Source organism: Marinobacter sp. ATCH36, assembly GCF_023555055.1.
In the GTDB taxonomy this organism is placed as follows: Bacteria; Pseudomonadota; Gammaproteobacteria; order Pseudomonadales; family Oleiphilaceae; genus Marinobacter.
In genome coordinates, this window is the sequence record NZ_JAMJPL010000006.1 from 48,251 (window position 1) to 68,216 (window position 19,966).

General features: G+C 56.6%; 18 protein-coding genes. 8 read left to right on the forward strand and 10 right to left on the reverse strand.

Annotated features, from left to right (window positions below; genetic code table 11):
- The first annotated feature begins 6 nt into the window (after positions 1-6).
- The 6 genes from M8010_RS16175 to M8010_RS16200 all read left to right on the forward strand — a co-directional run bounded on the left by M8010_RS16175 (position 7) and on the right by M8010_RS16200 (position 6,541).
- Positions 7-795, forward strand: a complete 789-nt coding sequence (locus tag M8010_RS16175) for a bacteriorhodopsin-like (RefSeq protein ID WP_250093690.1) — start codon at positions 7-9, stop codon at positions 793-795.
- Between the two features lie 152 nt (positions 796-947).
- Positions 948-1,913, forward strand: a complete 966-nt coding sequence (locus M8010_RS16180; protein ID WP_250093692.1) for a polyprenyl synthetase family protein — start codon at positions 948-950, stop codon at positions 1,911-1,913.
- Complete coding sequence (gene crtI, locus M8010_RS16185; RefSeq protein ID WP_250093694.1) at positions 1,891-3,447, forward strand: phytoene desaturase family protein; 1,557 nt, start codon at positions 1,891-1,893, stop codon at positions 3,445-3,447. Before M8010_RS16180 ends, crtI begins: the two co-directional genes overlap by 23 nt.
- Complete coding sequence (locus tag M8010_RS16190; RefSeq protein WP_250093696.1) at positions 3,444-4,412, forward strand: phytoene/squalene synthase family protein; 969 nt, start codon at positions 3,444-3,446, stop codon at positions 4,410-4,412. Before crtI ends, M8010_RS16190 begins: the two co-directional genes overlap by 4 nt.
- Before the next feature lie 3 nt (positions 4,413-4,415).
- Complete coding sequence (locus M8010_RS16195; protein ID WP_250093698.1) at positions 4,416-5,576, forward strand: lycopene cyclase family protein; 1,161 nt, start codon at positions 4,416-4,418, stop codon at positions 5,574-5,576.
- Positions 5,573-6,541 (forward strand): Brp/Blh family beta-carotene 15,15'-dioxygenase, encoded by a 969-nt coding sequence (locus M8010_RS16200; protein WP_250093700.1) that lies wholly within the window; start codon positions 5,573-5,575, stop codon positions 6,539-6,541. The genes M8010_RS16195 and M8010_RS16200 overlap by 4 nt, the downstream gene beginning before the upstream one ends.
- 10 nt (positions 6,542-6,551) lie before the next feature.
- Here M8010_RS16200 and M8010_RS16205 read toward each other — a convergent pair whose 3' ends face one another.
- Both M8010_RS16205 and M8010_RS16210 read right to left on the reverse strand, forming a co-directional pair.
- A complete protein-coding gene (locus M8010_RS16205; RefSeq protein WP_250093702.1) occupies positions 6,552-7,289 on the reverse strand; it encodes a TrmH family RNA methyltransferase in 738 nt (245 codons plus the stop codon).
- Positions 7,286-8,935: an NAD(P)/FAD-dependent oxidoreductase gene (locus M8010_RS16210; protein WP_250093704.1), complete on the reverse strand. Its 1,650-nt coding sequence runs from the start codon at positions 8,933-8,935 to the stop codon at positions 7,286-7,288. Before M8010_RS16210 ends, M8010_RS16205 begins: the two co-directional genes overlap by 4 nt.
- Before the next feature lie 164 nt (positions 8,936-9,099).
- Here M8010_RS16210 and rlmE point away from each other — a divergent pair, with 164 nt between their 5' ends.
- Positions 9,100-9,729, forward strand: a complete 630-nt coding sequence (rlmE, locus tag M8010_RS16215; protein ID WP_250093706.1) for a 23S rRNA (uridine(2552)-2'-O)-methyltransferase RlmE — start codon at positions 9,100-9,102, stop codon at positions 9,727-9,729.
- A gap of 67 nt (positions 9,730-9,796) precedes the next feature.
- Here the strand turns inward: rlmE and M8010_RS16220 are convergent, their stop codons facing one another.
- The 6 genes from M8010_RS16220 to M8010_RS16245 form a co-directional block, all read right to left on the reverse strand.
- Positions 9,797-10,054, reverse strand: a complete 258-nt coding sequence (locus M8010_RS16220; protein ID WP_250093708.1) for an HP1242/YdcH family protein — start codon at positions 10,052-10,054, stop codon at positions 9,797-9,799.
- A 213-nt stretch (positions 10,055-10,267) separates the two neighbouring features.
- Positions 10,268-11,104: a universal stress protein gene (locus M8010_RS16225; RefSeq protein ID WP_250093709.1), complete on the reverse strand. Its 837-nt coding sequence runs from the start codon at positions 11,102-11,104 to the stop codon at positions 10,268-10,270.
- Positions 11,105-11,124: 20 nt separating this feature from the next.
- Entirely contained in the window at positions 11,125-12,504 is a 1,380-nt protein-coding gene (locus tag M8010_RS16230; protein WP_250093711.1) for an MFS transporter, read from the reverse strand.
- Positions 12,505-12,762: 258 nt separating this feature from the next.
- Positions 12,763-14,844, reverse strand: coding sequence for a HelD family protein (locus M8010_RS16235; protein WP_250093713.1), 2,082 nt, complete (start codon positions 14,842-14,844; stop codon positions 12,763-12,765).
- Between the two features lie 38 nt (positions 14,845-14,882).
- A complete protein-coding gene (locus M8010_RS16240; protein WP_250093715.1) occupies positions 14,883-15,401 on the reverse strand; it encodes an NUDIX domain-containing protein in 519 nt (172 codons plus the stop codon).
- 108 nt (positions 15,402-15,509) lie between these two features.
- Positions 15,510-16,553, reverse strand: coding sequence for a nucleoside monophosphate kinase (locus M8010_RS16245; protein WP_250093716.1), 1,044 nt, complete (start codon positions 16,551-16,553; stop codon positions 15,510-15,512).
- 207 nt (positions 16,554-16,760) lie between these two features.
- Between M8010_RS16245 and M8010_RS16250 the strand changes: the two genes are divergently transcribed.
- A complete protein-coding gene (locus M8010_RS16250) occupies positions 16,761-18,488 on the forward strand; it encodes a bifunctional protein-serine/threonine kinase/phosphatase (protein ID WP_250093718.1) in 1,728 nt (575 codons plus the stop codon).
- A 64-nt stretch (positions 18,489-18,552) separates the two neighbouring features.
- Here M8010_RS16250 and M8010_RS16255 read toward each other — a convergent pair whose 3' ends face one another.
- Both M8010_RS16255 and cynS read right to left on the reverse strand, forming a co-directional pair.
- Positions 18,553-19,365 (reverse strand): formate/nitrite transporter family protein, encoded by an 813-nt coding sequence (locus M8010_RS16255; protein ID WP_250093720.1) that lies wholly within the window; start codon positions 19,363-19,365, stop codon positions 18,553-18,555.
- A gap of 88 nt (positions 19,366-19,453) precedes the next feature.
- A complete protein-coding gene (cynS, locus tag M8010_RS16260; RefSeq protein ID WP_250093722.1) occupies positions 19,454-19,894 on the reverse strand; it encodes a cyanase in 441 nt (146 codons plus the stop codon).
- Between the last annotated feature and the right edge of the window lie 72 nt (positions 19,895-19,966).

Here is a 19,966-nt window from a genome sequence, read left to right on the forward strand (position 1 = left end):
ATAACAATGCTAAATATCGAAACTCTATCGTTGGATCAGTACAGCTTTATCGGTAATGCCTTTTCCTTCGGTCTGGCCGTTATGGCTTCGACGACTCTCTTCTTATGGCTTATGCGCTCGTCGGTAGCGCCTGGTTATCGGATGGCAATAACCATTACTGGTTTGGTAACGGCTATTGCGGCCTATCACTACCTGCAGATCATGCTGTCTTGGGACAAGGCAGTGGACGTGGCGGGCGGCGAGCTTGCTGCAACCGGCGAGCCGTTCAATCAGGCCTACCGCTATGTGGACTGGCTGCTGACGGTGCCGCTACTGCTGGTCGAGCTTATTCTGGTCATGAAGCTTAGTCAGGAGGAAACCTGGAACAGGGCTGTCAAACTGGGTGGCGCAGCCGCGCTGATGATTGTGCTGGGTTACCCGGGTGAAGTAGCAGAGGGTGGCGGTGCACGTTTCGGATTCTGGGTTCTGTCGATGATTCCGTTCATCTACATTCTCTTCCAGCTGGTTGTGGGTCTCAAAGAGTCCATCTCAAAGCAGCCTGAAAGCGTGAAGCAGTTGATCCACTATGCGACGTATCTGGTTATTGCCTCCTGGGCGTTTTACCCGATCGTCTATTTGCTGCCACTGCTTGGCATCACTGGCGGATCCGCTATTGTCGCGGTCGAAGTGGGTTACACCATTGCAGACATCGTGGCGAAAGCAGTATTCGGTCTGGTGATATTCACCATTGCGATGCGCAAGTCGGAAGCTGAGGGCTACAAAGTCGAAGGCACCAAGGCCTCTGCGAAGTCCTGAGGTCCGTGGGTACTTTTCGCGATGGATGGCACATCAGGATGAGTGTATAGCCGCTTTACAGTTCGCGCAGTTGCTTGCGCGGGTTAGGTAGTGGTTATGATGGCCAGGGACGGCATCCATCTGCAGCGAAATCGGCAAAGAGGAATCCAACAATGACAACCTCTTGTGGATCAGTGAGCCATGGCGACCTGAGTCAGGTGCGAGAGCTCGCGCTTGTTCAAGATCTCATGGCCGATTACCTGAACCGCCTGATGCCCGGGCCTGCGAATTCTGCCGGCAATTACCAGCTGAAAACAGGTGGAAGCTTATTGAGGGCTTGTCTGGCACTGGCCAGTGGCAGAGCTTTTGGCAGCTCGAAAAATTATCGCGTAGCAGCAGCGGCTGCCTGCGAATTTATTCATAACGCATCCCTGGTTCACGATGACCTGCTTGACAGGGATGCGATCCGGCGAGGGGCGCCCAGCGTCTGGAAGCAGTACGGGGATGGCATAGCGCTCTGTACAGGCGATCTACTGCTTTGCGCCGCGTTCGGTGTTGCGGCAGATCTGGACGACCCACGCGAGTCCAGGCTACTCAGCCAGCATACCGCCTCCATGGCTGGCCGAATTATCGTCGGCCAGAGTGTGGAAATTGCCCATTCAGGGAGTCAATCGTTACCCACATTACGTGCCTACCTTGAGGCCACCACAGCGAAAACGGCACCTCTCATCGAGTTGCCACTGATAACAGGTGCAGCTGCAGGGGGGGCCGACCATGACACCCAGACCTGCATTCGGGAGTTCGCCTCCACCATTGGCCTGGCCTATCAGATCATTGACGATCTGGATGATCTGGACGCCAACCGTCAGTCGCTGCATGCTTTCCATGCATGGCACCACCATCGGCATGGTGGAAACAGTCATGCTGAAGGGCGAATAGAAAGGGCGACTCAGCATGCCATTGCTTCTCTCAAAAGGGGCAGGCGCTTGCTGGAGCAACTGGAAGGCATTGCGACAAATTCTCTCGAGCCCACCATCGGTCCGTTGTTATCGAAACTGGAGCAAAGGGCACTGGCACATCGCCTTAGTAACCAATCAACCGAAGAGCCCGACGCTTATGAACGCGTTGTCGCAGGGTAACTCGAAGCTTCAGGCTTTGGTGGTCGGCGCCGGCTTTGGCGGCCTTGCCGTGGCACTTCGCCTACTTTCCCGCGGCTACGCGGTCGACCTTTTGGAAAAGCATCCGGATCTGGGCGGCCGGGCGCGCACCTTTGAGCTTGACGGCCATAAGTTTGACGCTGGCCCAACGGTTATCACGGCGCCTTTTCTGTTCTCGGAGTTGTTCGAGCGGTTCGGAGAAAAACTGGAGGACCACGTAACCCTGCTGCCTGTGACACCTTTCTACCGCATGGAATTTGTCGATGGCAGCCATTTTGATTATGGCGATACCACCGAGGCCATCGTTTCGGAAATCGAACGGCTGTCGCCGGGGGAAGGTATTCACTACCAGAATTTTCTGGAGGCAGCGGAAGCCATGTACGAAAGAGGGTTTGTGGAACTGGCAACACGGCCCTTTACGCGGGTTACCGACATGCTGGAGGTGTTGCCGGACCTGGTTCGTCTGCGGGCAGACAGAAGCATCTATCAATTTGTATCACGCTTTTTCCAGGATGAGCGTTTGAGGAAAGCGTTCTCGGTGCCCTCGTTGCTGGTGGGCGGCAATCCATTCCGCACCTCGTCGCTCTATGCGCTTATTCATGCTCTGGAACGCAAAGGCGGCGTCTGGTACGTCCAGGGTGGCACCGGAGCTCTGATTGATGCGCTGGCCAAGCTGTTTGAACGCCATGGCGGGCGTCTGTTTACCGGGCAGTCCGTGAATCGTCTGGAAATGACAGGATTAAAAGTAAGTGCCGCCCTGACTGAACAGGGGGACCGGTTTGATGCCGATCTGCTGGTCAGTAACGCTGACCCGCTATACGTCTACGACAACTGGATCGCCCGGACGCCTCTGCAGCAACTGGCTGATAGCCATCGGGGGCGCCTCAAACAATCCATGGGGCTGTTTGTCCTCTACTTTACCACCCAACGGACATACCCGGAGATTGAGCATCACACCATCGTATTCGGAGAAACCTTCCGGGAGATTCTCACCCGGATTTTCGATCAGCACGAAGTGCCGGATGATTTGAGTCTTTATTTGCATCGCCCGGGTGCAACAGATCCTTCCATGGCGCCGGACACCGGGGACGCTTTCTACGTTCTGGCGCCTGTGCCGAATCTTCAGGGCAACCAGAACTGGGAGCAGCTGGCGCCGATTCTGGAACAACGAATTATCGAAATTCTTGCCCGGCGACTGATGCCGGACCTGCCGCAACAGGTGCGTGCAAAGCGCAGCATTTCGCCGGTCTATTTCGAGAGCGAGCTCAACAGCCCTTATGGCAGTGGATTTTCCATCGCCCCCACACTGACCCAGTCTGCGGGATTGCGATTCCATAACCAGTCCCCCCGCTATCCGAATCTTTTCTTCGTCGGGGCAGGGGTTCATCCGGGTGCCGGTGTGCCCGGTGTGGTCTGCTCCGCCGGCGTGGTGGAAAGGCTGGTAGATCGGGCCTTTACTGCGACGAACGTGTCCTTTAACGAGCCTGATGATGTCCAGATGAGCGGTGCCAAATGAAGTTGTCGACTGTGGATCCGGAACAGGGAGTACTAAGCACGGAGGTACTTCGCCGTCATGGCCGCAGTTTTTATTGGGCCGGGCAGTTGCTCAGTGGCGAGCAGTTGTCGAGTGCTGCCAGCCTCTATAGCCTTTGTCGCGGCATTGATGACCTTGCAGATGACGCACTGACGGATTCGGATAAGGCGTTGGCCCGGCTGACCCTATCGAAACTGGACCGGGCACTGGCAGAGCATTGTCCGCCGCAAGGAGATCTGAGGGCTGTTTACCGGCAGGCCCAGCAACTGCTGTCAAAGGAGCCATTGGCCCTGGGGGCCCTGCGGGACATGATTGGGACGGTACAGCAGGATCTACAACCGGTGCGCGTATCCAGCCATCGTGAACTGCTGCAGTACGCCTATGGTGTAGCTGGCACCGTCGGCGTCATGATGACCTGCCTGCTGGGAGCGCGTGAGCGAAACCGGGCCTTGCCCCATGCGATCGATCTTGGCATTGCCATGCAACTGACGAACATTGCGAGGGATGTTCTTGAAGATGCGCAACTGGGCCGGGTTTATCTGCCGTCTGATGGCGCTGCCGGCCCCCTTGAACCGGCAGCCCTTGTAGCACGCGATACAGAGTCCCGGCATCAGGCCTGGTGGGGCGTGTGCGAGTTGCTCACACTCGCAGAGAGCTACTACAGCAGCGGGTGGCAAGGCCTGGTCTTTCTGCCGATTCGCGCCCGGCTCGCCATAGCAGTTGCTGCACAGGTCTACCGGGAAATTGGCAGGCAGATTCTGCGGCAGGGCGAGCAGGTTTACTGGCAGCGCCGCAGTGTGGTGAGTCGCGGGCTCAAACTGTGGGTTACCGTGAAAGCACTGGCGCGGCTGATGAGTGGGTCTACGAATCACCGTCAGATTGACCACGATTCCAGCCTGCACCGTGGCCTGAGTACCTGCCTTATCCATTGCCAACAACGGTTCTGACCGATGGCCACCGAGCAAGAATTCGATTGTGATCTGGTGATCATTGGCGCGGGACTGACCGGCCTGAGCCTGGCCTGTTGGCTACTGGACTTGTCCAGGCAAACAAACCAGACGTTGCCCAGGGTATGCCTGCTGGAACCACGCATTGAATACCACAATGACCGCACCTGGTGTTTCTGGGACAGAGAGTCTCATCCGTTTCGAGAATTGATCACCCATCGGTGGCCTCACTGGCAGGTGAGCAAGGGCGCGCGCATTGTATCGCAATCGAGCAACCAGACACCTTATGCAATGTTGCCGGCTGGCGAGGTATACCGGCACGCGTTGGCCTGTATTGAGTCCTGCCATGCGTTCAGCCTGCGGCAAGGGGTCACTGTGCTGGAAGCCAAAGAGTCTGCCGACAGCGTTCTGGTATCAACGACAGCCGGACAGTGGCGAACCCGAGCGGTTATCGACACACGCCCGCCGGAGTCGTCTTGTTTGAATCAGTCCCTGGGCTTTTGGCAAGTGTTTACCGGATACGAGATCCATCGTCCAGGACACGGCTATGATGAACACATGGCCAGGCTGATGGATTTTCAGCCCTGCGAGAGGCACGTCTGTTTCGTGTACCTTCTGCCCCTGGATGCGGATAACATGCTCGTGGAGTGGACCGAATTCCATCCGGGCGTGGAACTGCCGGACTGTCGCGCCCGTCTGGACGCCTGGCTCGATGAGCAGAACATCGGAGACTATACGGTGAAGCGATTAGAATCCGCCGCACTGCCGATGTTTCCGATCACCCGGTCCCGAGATCCTGGACGGGTGATCAAGGCAGGCGTTGGCGCCGGTTGGATGCGTGCAGCAACGGGCTATCACTTTGCCACCTGCCAGCGCAGCAGTGCTGAATTGGCTCGTCAGATTCTTGATGCCACAGCCAGCGGGCGTTGGCATTTGCAACCGCTGCAGGCTCGCACGCATTGGCTGGACTGGATGGACAGGGTTTTTCTCAGAGCGCTGCGACAACATCCTGAGGCGGCGCCTGACTGGTTTCTGGATCTTTTTGCCGCCACCACCGCTGAGCAGATGGCGCGATTTATGAGTGATCAACCAGGCTGGCGGGACGCAGTGTCGGTGGCAAAAGCCTTGCCAACGGGGCCTTTTTTGCGGGCGACGGTGTTATGACCCTCGATCGATCTGAAACAGTTGGCGGTAATCTCTATCGAAGCTCCCGGGGGACCTGGCATCAGTGGTTTGTGCTTGCCACATCGCTAATCGCTGTAATGGTTGCCATCACGCTGCCCCACATGTCCCTGGAGCAACAGTTCTGGATCATCCTTTTACCGGTAGCCTTGTTCGGCTTGTCCCACGGCGGCGCTGACCCGCTCATTCTGAGGCAACTCGTGGCTGAGCGCCCCCGCGCCCTGGCCCTGGCTTTTATTCTGTATATCTGCGCATCCCTGGCGTTTATCAGCCTGATCTGGTTTTTTCCGGTATGGGCGCTTGTCGTATTTCTGGCATTGTCGATCTGGCATTTCGGATTTACCGATCTGGCCTATCTCAGCCCGTCAGGTAATGCTGTTTTGCTCTGGCTGAGTGGCAGTCTGCCTTTGCTGGGTCCGGTTCTGGGGCATCCCCAACAGACCAGTGAGCTGTTTGCGTGGCTGATAGGCCGTGAGGCTGGTGAGGTTCTGCCGGCACTGACGGTGGCTGGCCCGATCGCGGCGGCACTATGGTTGGCCGGATTCGGATTTCTGGTTGCTCGTCACCACCGCTATATCGGGCTCCGGGTATTGGCCGAGCTCGTGCTAGTCGGCGCGGTTGTGTTTTTATTGCCACCCTTGCTGGCGTTTACCTTTTATTTCTGTCTCATTCACAGTGTTCGCCATTTTCTGGCTGTTGCAGACAATCAGCTTGTTAAAACCGACATTAGACAGGTGGTTGGCTTTCTGGTGAAAAATTCCGCTCCTGCAACGATAATCGCTATCGGGCTCGCGCTGGCTACATGGGGTGCTGTTGTCGTCTGGAATCCCGCTTCCAGTCTGCTGGTTGAAGCGGTGAGAGTGATGTTCTGGGGGTTGGCGGCGCTGACCGTTCCCCATGCCTTTGTCGTCAAATGGTTTTGGGATCGAAGTCACGGTGCTCTGTAGGCGGGGGTTCTTATTGATTCTTTTCCCGATTCAGTTCATACACCGCCATATTAACGGCAGATGCCAGGTTCAGGGATTCAATGGCGGCAGCACCGGGGATCGTGAACCGGTGGGCACCAAGCCTCGTCAGCGCCCCGGTGGGTACGCCACGGGCTTCGTTGCCGAAGAGGTAGCAGTCATGATGCTGGAAATCGGGGCTGGTAATGGTATCGCCACCGATATCCAGGCAGGCAATGCGAGGGTAACGGCCCGTTAGTGTATCCAGACTTACCTCGGTCTCCACGGGTACATGGAAGATCGCCCCCATGCTGGAACGCACCACTTTCGGGTTGTAGGGATCAACACTGCCGGGGCTTAGCAGGCAGCGAAAGCCGCCGAACCAGGCCAGGGTGCGCAGAATGGTGCCGAGGTTGCCTGGGTCCTGAACCTCATGCAGGTATACGGCTTTTTCCCCTTCTGCGGAGGCGTCACCGGCAGTCGAAGGCAGTGGCACAAGTGCGAGTATGCCTTGTGGGGTTTTGGTGTCGGCCAGTTGAACCATCTGGCGATCGCTGACCAGATGTTGCGGCCAGGGGCCGGGCCAGTTTTCATAGGCACTGGTGACGAACAGTTCCGCCTGCTGCCAGTGCGGATTGCCGGCAGCGGCCTTTTCCAGTTCCAGCACCAGGTGTTCTCCCTCCACCAGGAACTTTCCCAGTGCCTGGCGGTATTTTTTCTGGTGAAGCTTCCTGATGTCGTCCAGCTTCACTGTGTGGTGCTCGCCTGAGTTGCCGATGCGGCTTCGATGTCCGCCAATATAGCTTTAGCGACGGCCTCCGCAACCTTGATGCCGTCCACCCCGGCTGACAATATGCCGCCGGCGTATCCGGCACCTTCCCCGGCGGGATACAGGCCTCGGGTATTCAGGCTTTGCAGGCTCTCGCGGTCGCGGGTCAGGCGCACCGGGGACGAGGTGCGGGTTTCCACGCCGGTAAGCAGCGCATCCGCCCGGTCAAAGCCCCGGATCTGTCGCCCGAACGCCGGCAGGGCTTCGCGGATAGCTTCAATGGCGTAGTCAGGCAAAGCAGACGCAAGATCGCCCAGGCGAATGCCGGGCTGATAAGAGGGTTCTACTTTGCCCAGTTTTTCCGAGGGTTTGCCGGCAATGAAATCCCCCACCAGCTGCGCAGGCGCACAGTAGTCGCTGCCACCCAGAACATAGGCTGTGGCTTCCAGCTGCTCTTGCAGTTCCACCCCTGCGAGGGCGTCGCCGGGGTAATCCTGCTCAGGGTGGATGCTTACGACAATGCCGGAGTTGGCATTACGTTCGTTGCGGGAATACTGGCTCATGCCGTTGGTGACCACCCGCCCCGGCTCGGAGGTTGCAGCCACCACGGTACCGCCCGGGCACATGCAGAAGCTGTATACCGCGCGGCCGTTGCTGGCGTGATGTACCAGCTTGTAGTCGGCCGCACCCAGCGCGGGGTGGCCGGCGTAGTTACCCAGCCGGGCATGGTCGATCAGGCTCTGCGGGTGCTCGACACGGAAACCGATGGCAAAGGGTTTGGCCTCAAGGAAAACACCTCGATGGTGCAGCATACGAAAGGTTTCCCGTGCGCTGTGGCCCAGCGCCATCACGACATAACGGCTCATCAGCCTTTCACCACTGGCCAGCTCCACACCCTGAACCCGGCCATTGTCTGTCAGCAGGTCGGTAACCTTCTGCTCGAAACGGATTTCGCCTCCCAGGCTGATGATTTCCTCGCGCATGCGAGAGACCACACCCGTCAGGCGAAAGGTGCCGATGTGGGGCTTGCTGACAAACAGAATTTCTTCCGGTGCGCCCGCTTTGACGAATTCCGCCATGACCTTGCGACCGTAGAATTTCGGGTCCTTGATCTGGCTATAGAGCTTGCCGTCGGAGAACAGGCCGGCACCGCCTTCGCCGAACTGGACGTTGGATTCCGGTGATAACCGCTTTTTGCGCCATAGGGCCCAGGTGTCTTTGGTGCGGCGGCGAACATCCTTACCTCGTTCCAGCACAATGGGTCGAAATCCCATCTGTGCCAGCAGCAGGGCCGCAAACAATCCGCAGGGCCCCAGCCCCACAACGATCGGGCGCTCCGTCAGCCCGGCAGGGGCCTGGGCAACCGGGTAGTAGGCCGTGTCCGGTGCTGGACGAATATGGGTGTCATCGGCAAACCGTTCCAGCACCGCTGCTTCATCCTGAACGGCCAGGTCAATTATGTAGACGAACTTGATCTCGCTGTTCTTTTTGCGGGCATCGTAGCTGCGCTTGAACACGGTGAAGTGCAGCAGTTCCGCATCACGGAGCTGCAGGCGCTGCAGAATAGCCGCTCGCAGGGCTTCCTCCGGGTGATCAAGGGGTAACGCCAGTTCGGTAACGCGAATCATGATGCTTCCTGGCCGCCGGCTCATGGCCGGACGGTTTGCGGTTTTAAAAGTGTGCCCATTGTACTGCTGCACAGGAGGCTTGTCAGGCGAGAGGCTGCTTTTGCGGGGGGGGTATGGGGCGGCGTACAATGCGCTTTTTCCCTCAGTGAACAGAAGGCAACCCCATGGCCCGTTCCAAAAGCAGTAACCGCTGGCTTGAAGAGCACGTCAACGATCCCTTTGTGAAACAGGCGCAGCTGGATGGCTATCGCTCCCGCGCCAGTTACAAGCTGTTGGGGATTAACGACAAGGATCGCCTGATCCAGCCCAACATGCTGGTGGTGGATCTGGGATCTGCACCGGGGGGCTGGTCCCAGGTGGCTGCCAAACTGGTTGGCCACAAGGGGCGTGTGGTGGCTTCGGATATCCTGCCCATGGACCCCATCGCCGGGGTTGAATTTATCCAGGGGGATTTCACCGAACAAACGGTGTATGACGAAATCATGAACACCCTGGAAGGCGCCCGTGCAGACGTGGTTATCTCCGACATGGCACCGAACATCAGCGGAGTGAATGTGGCGGATCAGGCTGCATCCATGTACCTGGTGGAACTGGCACTGGACATGGCCTGCGAGGTACTGAAACCGAAAGGCAGTTTTGTGGCCAAGGTATTCCACGGCGAAGGCTATGACGAGTATGTCAAAGCTGCGCGTGAGTCCTTCGACAAGGTGGTGATACGCAAACCAGACTCTTCACGGGCGCGATCCCGGGAAGTGTACCTGGTGGGGAAGGGCTTCCGGGGCCCCCGCTCCTAAACAAAAAAGCGTGGGGCCCGGAAGTTATTCGCGATGCGGCCGGCTCAGGGATTCGTGCCGGTTGCCTCTATTTCGCAGTTGAGGATTCGTACTCGCGAATCATGCCAGACAATTGATCTTTGAGATTGAGGCGCTGTTTCTTGAGGTCCTCCAGGTGCTCGTCAGAGGTGTTCTCTGCGCCCCCTTCGAAATGGTGAACGGAATGATCTACCTCGTGGTATTCCTCAAAAAGCTTTGCGAAATGGTTGTTGCTCGTTTTCAGCTGATGAATGGCTTCTTTTGATTCGGGAAACTCGTGAATAAGGTCGTGTTTTTCCAGCGACATAAAGACAATCTCTGTGATTGGGTGGATTTAAGCGGTTCAGTATTGACCATTCAGGCTACTCGGATTTTGATGCTCGTCAATATCCACTCCCGCGGATATAAGCCCTCCACACCGTTATTTGCCAATACCCACTGCCAGAGCTGGATATCGCGAGCATTGAAGGCACCAGCACAGGACAGCAAATAATAGAACCACTGATTCAGTCAGCGGTTCCTAACGAAGCACGAGCAGCGTCAATCGCGTATGTTTCAGCAGCGTGGAGGTGGTGCTGCCTACCAGCATGTGCCGCAAGCGGGAGTGACCGTAAGCACCCATGACCATCAGGTCGATGTCGTTTTCCTTGGCGTAAGCAGTGAGAGTAGCGTCCACGAAGGTTTCCGCTGCCAGATGGGTTTTTACATCGACGTTGGCATTTTCCAGCGTGGTTTCGGCCCAGGTAAGCTGCTCCCTGTGCTCATCGGTTTCCGCTCCCACCAGCACAACATGGCATTCCAGATGATGGAACATGGGGCTGCTGGCGATGGTGTTGATGGCTCGCACCATGGTGTCACTGCCATCAAAGGCCAATAAAGCTTTTGTCGGCGCTGTGAACTCGCGGCCTACAATAAGGGTCGGGCGCGGATTGGTGCGGATCATCTGTTCCAGATGGCTGCCAAGGCTTTCCTCAGTGGCGGACTCGCCCCGCTTCCCGACCACCAGTACCCGCAAGTCGTCCTGCAAACCGGCCAGTGTCTCCATCAGGTTTCCACGTACAAGCTTGCGACGGGCGTCGGGCACACCGGCGTTGCTGGCTTCTCCGGCTGCAAAGTCAAGCAGCAGTTCTCCCCGTTCCCGGTTCAGCGCCACACGCTGTTGGTCAAGCGCGGACAAGCGGGTCAGCATGCTGTCGGATTTGCTCGGTGCGTCTTGCTGCTGGTTATCTTCCGCGGCTTCCATTACATGCAACAGAGTAAGCGGCGCGCCCAGTGTTTTGCTGGTCCAGCTTGCGGCGTCTGCCACCGCCTGTGCGTAGTCTGAACCGTCAAAACAGGCAATTACCTGATTGTTCATAATAATCTCCTCGTCCCGGCTCAGGTTCCTGAGTGACCGGATTGGTGGCCACGCTGGTCCGTCAGGGACTCAATACGTGCGTTCAGTTCCTCTACCACGCGGCTTAGCTTTGCCACCTGGTCATCGTCTTGCGGAAGGCCAGGTTGTTGCAGTGAGTCCAGCCTTTTAGCCAGCGAATCGATGGAGTCTTTCAGGTCGGTCTGCTGATCACTGATCTCGGTAATCAGGCGCTTGGTGTTACTGCGGGTCAGCCATCCTTTGATGCCAGTAAAGTGCAGGAAGCGCTCTGACAACAGCATGGCAGCCACGAATACCAGTGCCACCGCCATCATGGTGTAGGAGAAGTAGACTGTGCCGTCGCCAAAGGTGCGGGATACAAAACCGAGTAGCACCGGAGACAGGAACTGCCCGGTATAAATGGCACTGACCAGCAGCGCAGTTGCAGTTGAGGTTGCGGTACCGGTGGTAATGCGGGTTGCGCTGTCAAAAATCACCGGTACGGTGCTGCCATAGCCGAAACCGAGGATCAGTACACCCAGCCCGAGGCTGAACAGCGATTCGTGGACAAAGGCAATCAACACGAAGCCAATGGCCATAAAACTGACCTGAAACGGCACAAAGAAGCTTTTGAATTTGCGCCGGAAAAACGCCAGGCTCAAACCGCCCAGGAAACCACCCACCGAACAGGTTGCGATGATGATGCCATTGGTGATGGTATTGGTTACATCCAGCTCTTTCAGGAACAGCGCCATGTTGGAGGGGATGCCAAAAAACACTACGAACGTGAGCACCATGTAGAACGCCAGCAACCATACCCTGGGGTCAAGACGGTTGTTGACGGACTCTTTTACATAGGGCGCCGGCTTCTTGTTTGGAATCAGGAACAAAACGATAAAGAAGATGATGGCACCCATGCCGTAGGACATGAATGAATACTGCCAGCCCTGAGTTGCCAGGAAGCCGGAAACCACAATAGCAATGATACCACCCAGATTGGTGGCAGCACTTTGCAGCCCGAGGGTTGCGGTACGCTCTTCGCCCACGTAGTTATCGGAAATCAGGGTGATGGAAATCGGAATCATCAGGCCCACGGAGATGCCCAGCACGGCACGGGTCGCCAGCATGAACCAGATATCCGGGGACAATGCTCCGCCAACACCACCAATCAGGTAGAGCACCAGGGAGACAAGCAAAATTCTTTTCTTGGAGTAGTAACGGACCAGGTAGCCGGAAACGAAAGCAAATGGCACAACCATACCGGCGTGCAGGGAAGTCAGAACGTTAATCTGCAGAGGCGTTGCCTCCGGGAAAGCGGCGGCGATAGACGCCACGGCGGGGGCTATCATGGCCCCTGCCATCACGGTGATCAGCGACACCGAGAGAATTGCGTATTTAAGCACTGAGTCTGTCTCCAGTATTTCAGTTAGTGAAAAACGATGAAGTACAGAAAAAGATAAGACCGGACAGGCGGGAGTATCGTTTCTGGCGAGTAGCTGGGGGCAACGAACGGGGCCGTGTGCAGAGCACATGGAAAAGTGCGGTGAAACCAAAAAAACCGAGAAAGGGGACAGGCTTGTTGTTTTTGGAAGACACCTGCCGGTGATTCCGGCAATAAGGCGAGCGGAATTATACAGACCAGGAAGATAATGGCAACCGGATCACCCCGGCGCCACAAAAGCCGTAGCCTTCCCGACCGTTGTCAGGGTGAGCTGGTGCATGGCCCGGGTACACCCCACATAGAGCAGGTTCCGGTCCATGTCAGTGTAGTAGTTGGCTTCGGTAACCTCCGGCAGTATAACGTGATCAAACTCCAGGCCTTTGGCCAGGTGAGCCGTGCAGACGATCACGCCCGGTGCAAAGCTCTGGCTGTCTTCACTGAGCAGTTGTAACCTTTCGCTTTCGCCTTCCAGTGCTTTATGCATTCGCCGGGCCTGCTTCTGGGTCTTGCAGATAATACCCAGGGTGTTAAAGCGGGAGTTCTCAAACTCTGCAATCCGGGCCTTGATGGTATCGATTTCCTTTTTGCGGGAACCGAAGCTGAGCACTTCCGGTTCCTCGCCGTGGCGCTCGATGATTTCCAGATCCGGGTTCGGGGAAATGCGCTGGGCAAAGCGGGCAATCTCGTAGCTGGAGCGATAACTCTTGTTCAGGGTCACGCAGGTCGCATCCCGAAACGCCGTGCGGATATCGTCGGTCGCCGACGAGCTGTAGGGGTTTACCGACTGGTAGGCATCGCCAAGGATGGTTTTCTTGCAGGAAAACAGGCGGGCCATTACCGCGTACTGTACCGGCGTGTAATCCTGCATCTCATCGATCAGCAAGTGCTTCACGTTGCGATAGGGTGAACGGATGCCCTCAAGCCGCATTTTCAGGTAGATCAGAGGGAACACATCAGCGTATTCCAGTTTGCTGCCTTTGGCAGGCCTGAACATCTCTGGCTGCCCCGCCCACTCGAAGAAACGCTTGTAGGTTTCCCGGAGCGTGGATTGTTTGACCATGCCCTTGATCGCAGCCTTCAATTCCTTTCGTTGCTCGGGCATCAAATCGTAGTTGTACTGGATGCCAATCTTCTGCTCCATCTCCCTGGCCACCTGATTTATCCGGGCCGTGGTATCCAGGTTGCGGTGCTTGCGGAAAGTCTCTTCCAGAAGCCAGCCAGGCACCAGGCGGCGGGCAATCCACAGGTCTTCGGTGACAAAGCGGTTTTTCTCCACTTCGTCGGCATACCGCCCGAGTTGCTTCAGAAAGTCCGGGCTGGCCTTGTAGCGCAGCCGGCGTTTGACCTCATCGTCGTTCTTTTCAAGAATCTCCGCAGTCTGTTCAAAAAAGGTCTGGAACTGGTACTGGTCCTTCAGCAGCTCCTTGGCCAGGGTTTCCATGCCAATTTCATTGACGGTTTCTTCGCCCAGTTCCGGCAGAACGTTGGAGATGTAATCCGCAAATACACGGTTGGGCGAGATGATAAGGATGTCTTCGGAAGTCAGTGTGTCTTTGAAGCGGTACAGTAAAAACGCGATGCGGTGCAGCGCAATGGAGGTTTTACCGGAGCCGGCCACACCCTGAATGATCAGGGTCTTGGCCTGGTCATTACGGATAATTGCGTTCTGGTCCCGCTGGATGGTAGCCACGATGTTCTTCATGCCATCGTCTGTGGCGCGGCCGAGCTCGTCCTGCAGCACGTCGTCCACCACGTTTACGGCACTGTCGATCATCAGCTCAATCTGGCCATTACGGATGCGGAACTGGCGTTTCAGCTGGATATCACCGCTGACTGTGCCGTCCGGCGCTTCGAACCTGGCCGGGCCGGTCTCGTAATCGTAGAACATCGAGGCGATGGGTGCGCGCCAGTCGAACACCACGTGTTCCTTGTCGAACTCATCGTAGAAATGGTGCACACCGATGTAGACGGGCCGGGCCTGGCGTTCATCTTCTGCCTGAAAGTCGAAGCGCCCGAAATAGGGCGACTGCCGCAGTTTGAGCATCCGCTTGCGCTGGTCGTAAACGAATTCGCCGGTGGTCACCGCCTGCTGGATGGAGTCCCTCGACGCAATCTTCTCGATGTGGTCCATCTCGTCACGGTTGTTCCAGAGGTATTCCTTCTGCGACTGGATGTCTTCCTGATAAGCCTGAAGGCGGTCATCGGCCTCTTTAAGCGCGCGCTCGAGGCGAGACTGAACCGATTTCAGTTGACGCGCTTCTTCCTGTTTCGCGCTGGAAGGTTCACCGTTGGTGTTGCTCATGGTAATCAGTGTCTCCGTTCCGGCATGAAGTTCCGGTTTTACATCAGCTCCCGCGAGATCTTCTCCAGCATGAATGTTTCCCGCTGAATTGACTGGCCCATGGTTTTCTCCTGACGGCCCATCACCTTGCGGTTATGGCTCATCGCCTCGGAAACGGAAATCCAGACGGGCTTCATGCCGTTAGCAATCTCATAGCTTTCCATCCGCACATCGGCGAGCTCCGGGGCTACATCACACGTGAAGAAGTGGGAAGTCATGTGCATCAGGTCGTATTCTGGTTTCCAGTGCGGGCGGTATTCCTCGATGAAACCGTAGTGATCTTTCACCTGCACATCGCGAGCGCCGGTTTCTTCTTCGAGCTCACGCTTCAGCGCAATGGTAATTTCCTCGCCTTCATCAATACCGCCACCGGGCAGGCTGAAATCGTTATAGCGCTCGGTAAACAGCAACAGAATCTTATCCTTCCGAAGTACAATACCGCGCGCCGCATGGCGCCTGAGTGTGCGGCCTTCTCGGGTAGTCAGGTCGGGGTGGATTAATTCCTGGAGCAGTTTCATGGCAGAATTCCGGTAAGCTGGTTAAAAAAGAACCGCGATTCTACCGGTGGAGGAAAGAAATTGCACCGCCCGGGCGGAAAACTTGCCCCGGGCGGTTGATGGCCATTATCACGCGTCTTTTGGGTAAGGCCTCAGGCCAAGCAGTATCTCGGCCTTCTCGGTGAGAGGTTGATCCAGCAGTTGCTGATCGGTATACGCTGCCAGCTGCTCACGAAGCAGCGCATAGACCGCTTCGCGATCCTGGCTGGTGTCGAGCTCAACGCATTTGCCTTTACCCTTGAAGAGTTCCACCGTGGGCAGAGTCTCGGCTTTGAAGGTATCGAATCTTAGCTTCATGGCCTCGACGTTGTCATCCGCCCGGCCGGAATAGCGTGCGCGGCCAAGAATGCGCTGCTCAAGGACTTCAAACGGGCACTCGAAGTACAGCATGGTGGGGAGTTCCGCTTCGCGACCGAAGACCTCGTACCATGCCTCCAGGTTGGACAGCGAACGGGGGAAGCCATCAATCAGGAAGTTGCGCTTTCCGGTAGTGCGGGTGGTCCGCTCCATGGCATCTTTCAGCAGGCGCACTACGATTTCATTGGGGACCAGCTTGCCGGCGGCAATGTACTCCTTGATGATTTCCGTCGTCGGGCCACCGGCTTCCTGCTCTGCACGCAACAGGTCACCCGTGGACAGGTGCGTCCAGCCCAGCTGGATTTCCGCCAGTTCGCACATGGTGCCCTTGCCAGCGCCTGGGCCACCGAGGACGAAAACCACATTCGGCTCCGGGCAGGGCTTTCTGGGATCGACGTAGAAAATCTCGACTTTGGGAGCCGGCGCAATGCCCATTTTGTAGACGTTCCACTCGCGATCCGTGGGCGGCAGCTCGTCGTCACAAGTCAATTCGTAAGCGAGGTGACCATCAAGGCGGCAGATGCGCCAGGATTTATAGCTGTTCGAGTAGGAAATGGCGGGACTTCTCGCGCATTGTCCATCGGCCCGGTCCCAGGCCATTTTGCCGTTCCAGTAACCGGGGCTGGACACAACGCCGGATTCAGACTTCGTGGGTGGTGCTTCTGACGGTACATAAAGGCCGTCGACCTCGGGTAAGCCAGATCCGGATACTTCGATAAACAGGGTGTTCGGTTCAGATTGTATTGTTTCGGTCATGTGTACTCTCATGTTCGTTAAACGACTTATGAGGGAGCGTTTGCCTGCAAAAGCGACCTCGACGAATTGGCGTCGGTGGGGGAGGGATTGTACCAGAATAGAGCGGTGGCTTCTCCTGATGTGGCTTCAAGTATGATAATTGCATGGATGATACCGACACTTTATCAAAACGCGCTGTTTGCTCAGCGCTTTCCCTGAGGAAGCTCCATGGCGGGTTATTTGCGAGTATCGGTCGGACAGCATTCGGATGCCGGCGTCAAACCGAGCAATCAGGATTTTCATGGCGTGCATATCCCCGAGGGGGCGGAACTTGAATCCAAGGGCATTGCCATGGCGCTTGCCGACGGGATCAGCTCCAGCGATGTGGCCCACATTGCCAGTGAGACCGCCGTTAAAAGTTTCCTTGAAGACTATTTCTGTACCTCCGCTGCGTGGTCGGTGAAGAAGTCGGGCAACCAGGTCATCAACGCAACGAACGCCTGGCTGCATTCTCATACCAATAATAGCTGGGCGCGTTACGATAAAGATCGCGGGTATGTCTGCACCTTCACCGCGCTGGTGATCAAATCCACACGGGCTCATTTCTTTCATGTGGGTGACTCCCGGGCCTATCGGGTACAGGGGCGCTCCCTGGAACAGCTGACCCGTGATCACCGCCACTGGACCTCGCCTGACAAAAGCTATCTCGGGCGGGCTCTCGGTGTGGATGACCGGGTTGAGATTGACTATCACACGTTGCCTGTGGCTGCAGGCGATACCTATGTGTTGGTGACGGACGGCATCTACGAAACGCTGAGCCCCACAGAGATAACGGCTGCTATTGCCGATCACACGGATGATCTGGATGCGGCTGCACGCAGCATCGTAAAAGCGGCCTACGATCAGGGCAGTGATGATAACCTGACCATTCAGATACTGCGTGTTGATCAGGTGCCCCAGCCCAAACTTCATGAGCTGCACCAGCATGTGGCGGAACTGCCGTTCCCGCCAACTCTGGGAGCGCGCAGCCTGATCGACGGTTTTGAAATTGTCCGCGAACTGCACATGAGCAGTCGCAGTTACATTTATCTGGCCCTGGATACCACAACAGGTGCGCCCGTGGTTCTCAAAGTGCCGGCCATTGATGTCCGTGAAGATCCGGTTGCCCTGGAACAGTTCCTGGCTGAGGAGTGGGTTGCGCGCCGTGTTGACAGCCCCTATGTGCTTCAGGCCCGCGAGCGCTCACACCCCCAGAATTATCTCTATGTGGTGACCGAGTATATCGAAGGCCGGAGCCTGACTCAGTGGATGCGCGACAACCCTCGCGCCAGCTTTGCCAGGGTGAGACAGCTTGTGGAGCAGATGGGCAAAGGCCTGCGTGCGTTACACCGACAGGACATGATTCATCAGGACCTGCGACCTCAGAATGTGATGATCGACAGCGTCGGCACTGCCAAGCTGATCGATTTTGGCGCGGTAAGGGTTGCGGGCATTAGCGAGAGCATCGGGGCCGGCGATGAGCCAATTCTTGGTACCCAACAATACTCGGCGCCAGAATATTTTATGGGCGAGGGTGGCTCGGTTCGCTCGGACGTTTTTTCTCTGGGAGTTATCACCTACCAGATGCTCACAGGGCGCCTGCCATACGGCCCCGAGGCTTCCCAGGTTCAAACCCGGGCTGATCTGAATCGCCTTAAATACGGCCCGGTTTACCACTACAACCGAAGCTGTCCGGTCTGGATCGACGGGGTGTTGCGCAAGGCTTTGCACCCATATGCTGACAGGCGTTACGCCGAGGTCTCAGAGTTTATCCATGATCTTTACCACCCCAGGCGCGAGTTTGTGAATGCAGTAAGGCCGCCCCTGCTCGAACGCAATCCGGTCGTTTTCTGGAAAGGCGTTTCCTTCCTTCTGGCGGTTGTTCTGGTTGGGCAACTGGTCCTGCAATACCGGTGACCAAAAAAATGATGCCGGGCTTTTTGCCCGGCATCTGTCTGTTCGAACCTGCTCAGCCTCTTTTTCAGGAAAAGGTTTTCTTCGCCTGAGTGCGAACGTGGGTGGTGTACAGAACCAGGCCGACCAGAGTCAGACCGCCCACCAGGTTGCCCAGAACCGTCGGGATCTCATTCCACACGATGTACTGGTACAGGGTGAATTCGCCACCCATCATCAGCCCGATCGGGAACAGGAACATGTTCACAACGGAATGCTCGAAACCGAGATAGAAGAACACAATGATCGGCATCCACATAGCCATGATTTTGCCGGAAACGTGGGTGGATATGGTGGCACCGACCACACCCATGGAAACCATCCAGTTGCAGAACATGCCGCGCAGGAAAAGCACCAGCCAGCCTGCGGCACCGGCATCCTGATAACCTACGGTCCGGCTTTCGCCGACTTCCATCATCTTCTGCCCCACCGCGTTGATCGCCTCGGAGCCACCCATGGAGAAATTCAGATAGCCAAAAACGGCAATGAAAAGCGCGCCGCCAAGATTGCCGAGCCCGACCAGGCCCCAGCACTTCAGCATTCGGGGCACGGTGACGCCCGGGCGCTTATCCAGCAAGGCCAAAGGCACGAGCGTGAAGACCCCGGTGAGCAGGTCGTAACCCATCAGATAAAGCATGCAAAAGCCGACCGGGAACAGCAGTGATCCTAACAGGAAGGAACCGGTCTGAACCGCGATGGTGACGGCGAAGATCACTGCCAGCGCAAGCGTTGCACCTGCCATGAAGGCGCGAATCAGGGTATCTCGCGTACCCATATAAATCTTGGCTTCGCCGGCATCCACAAGTTTGGTGACAAACTCGTTGGGTTGAAGATAAGACATATTGATAATCCTCTAGAAGGAAAAAGACGATGAAAACTATTGATCAGTCGTTGAAGCCGCCCCGGGGAAACGGCGGCCCGCATAGCCCTTACCAGCGTTTGAAAGGAAGAAATTTGCCATCCATGGTAACCACAACGCGGTCGCCCTTGGGGTCTTCCACTTTCTCCACATACATTTTGTAATCGATGGCACTCATGATGCCGTCGCCGAATTTTTCGTGGATCAGTTCCTTCACGCTGGGGCCGTAGATCATGGTTGCTTCGTAGAGGCGATAGATAAGGGGGTCCTGGGGAACACTGTCGCCCCAGTGTTTGGAGGGGCAGGTCTGTAGCGCCTCCGCGACGTCTTTTTCGAGGCCGAGCGTGGAGCACAGAGCCTTGGTCTGGTCCTCAAGCATGGTGTTCATGCCAAAGCAGCAGGATGTGGTCCACACCGGGGACATACCGATTGCCTCGGCAATCTGCTCCCAGGTCAGTCCTTTTTCATTTTTCGCTTTCAGAATGGCAGCGGTCATCAGTTCATGATTCATAAAACGCTCCTCAGTGTGTTGTGCGTCATTGTGGTTTCGGTGCGCCGTTATGGTGCAAGAAACAGCGCTAGG

Coding starts and splice junctions, on each gene's coding strand:
- M8010_RS16250 (WP_250093718.1), top strand. CDS start 16,761: ATGGCGGGTTATTTGCGAGTATCGGTCGGACAGCATTCGGATGCCGGC.
- M8010_RS16175 (WP_250093690.1), top strand. CDS start 7: ATGCTAAATATCGAAACTCTATCGTTGGATCAGTACAGCTTTATCGGT.
- M8010_RS16195 (WP_250093698.1), top strand. CDS start 4,416: ATGGCCACCGAGCAAGAATTCGATTGTGATCTGGTGATCATTGGCGCG.
- M8010_RS16240 (WP_250093715.1), bottom strand. CDS start 15,401: ATGAAACTGCTCCAGGAATTAATCCACCCCGACCTGACTACCCGAGAA.
- crtI (WP_250093694.1), top strand. CDS start 1,891: ATGAACGCGTTGTCGCAGGGTAACTCGAAGCTTCAGGCTTTGGTGGTC.
- M8010_RS16235 (WP_250093713.1), bottom strand. CDS start 14,844: ATGAGCAACACCAACGGTGAACCTTCCAGCGCGAAACAGGAAGAAGCG.
- M8010_RS16220 (WP_250093708.1), bottom strand. CDS start 10,054: ATGTCGCTGGAAAAACACGACCTTATTCACGAGTTTCCCGAATCAAAA.
- M8010_RS16245 (WP_250093716.1), bottom strand. CDS start 16,553: ATGACCGAAACAATACAATCTGAACCGAACACCCTGTTTATCGAAGTA.
- M8010_RS16200 (WP_250093700.1), top strand. CDS start 5,573: ATGACCCTCGATCGATCTGAAACAGTTGGCGGTAATCTCTATCGAAGC.
- rlmE (WP_250093706.1), top strand. CDS start 9,100: ATGGCCCGTTCCAAAAGCAGTAACCGCTGGCTTGAAGAGCACGTCAAC.
- M8010_RS16210 (WP_250093704.1), bottom strand. CDS start 8,935: ATGATTCGCGTTACCGAACTGGCGTTACCCCTTGATCACCCGGAGGAA.
- M8010_RS16225 (WP_250093709.1), bottom strand. CDS start 11,104: ATGAACAATCAGGTAATTGCCTGTTTTGACGGTTCAGACTACGCACAG.
- M8010_RS16180 (WP_250093692.1), top strand. CDS start 948: ATGACAACCTCTTGTGGATCAGTGAGCCATGGCGACCTGAGTCAGGTG.
- M8010_RS16190 (WP_250093696.1), top strand. CDS start 3,444: ATGAAGTTGTCGACTGTGGATCCGGAACAGGGAGTACTAAGCACGGAG.
- M8010_RS16255 (WP_250093720.1), bottom strand. CDS start 19,365: ATGTCTTATCTTCAACCCAACGAGTTTGTCACCAAACTTGTGGATGCC.
- cynS (WP_250093722.1), bottom strand. CDS start 19,894: ATGAATCATGAACTGATGACCGCTGCCATTCTGAAAGCGAAAAATGAA.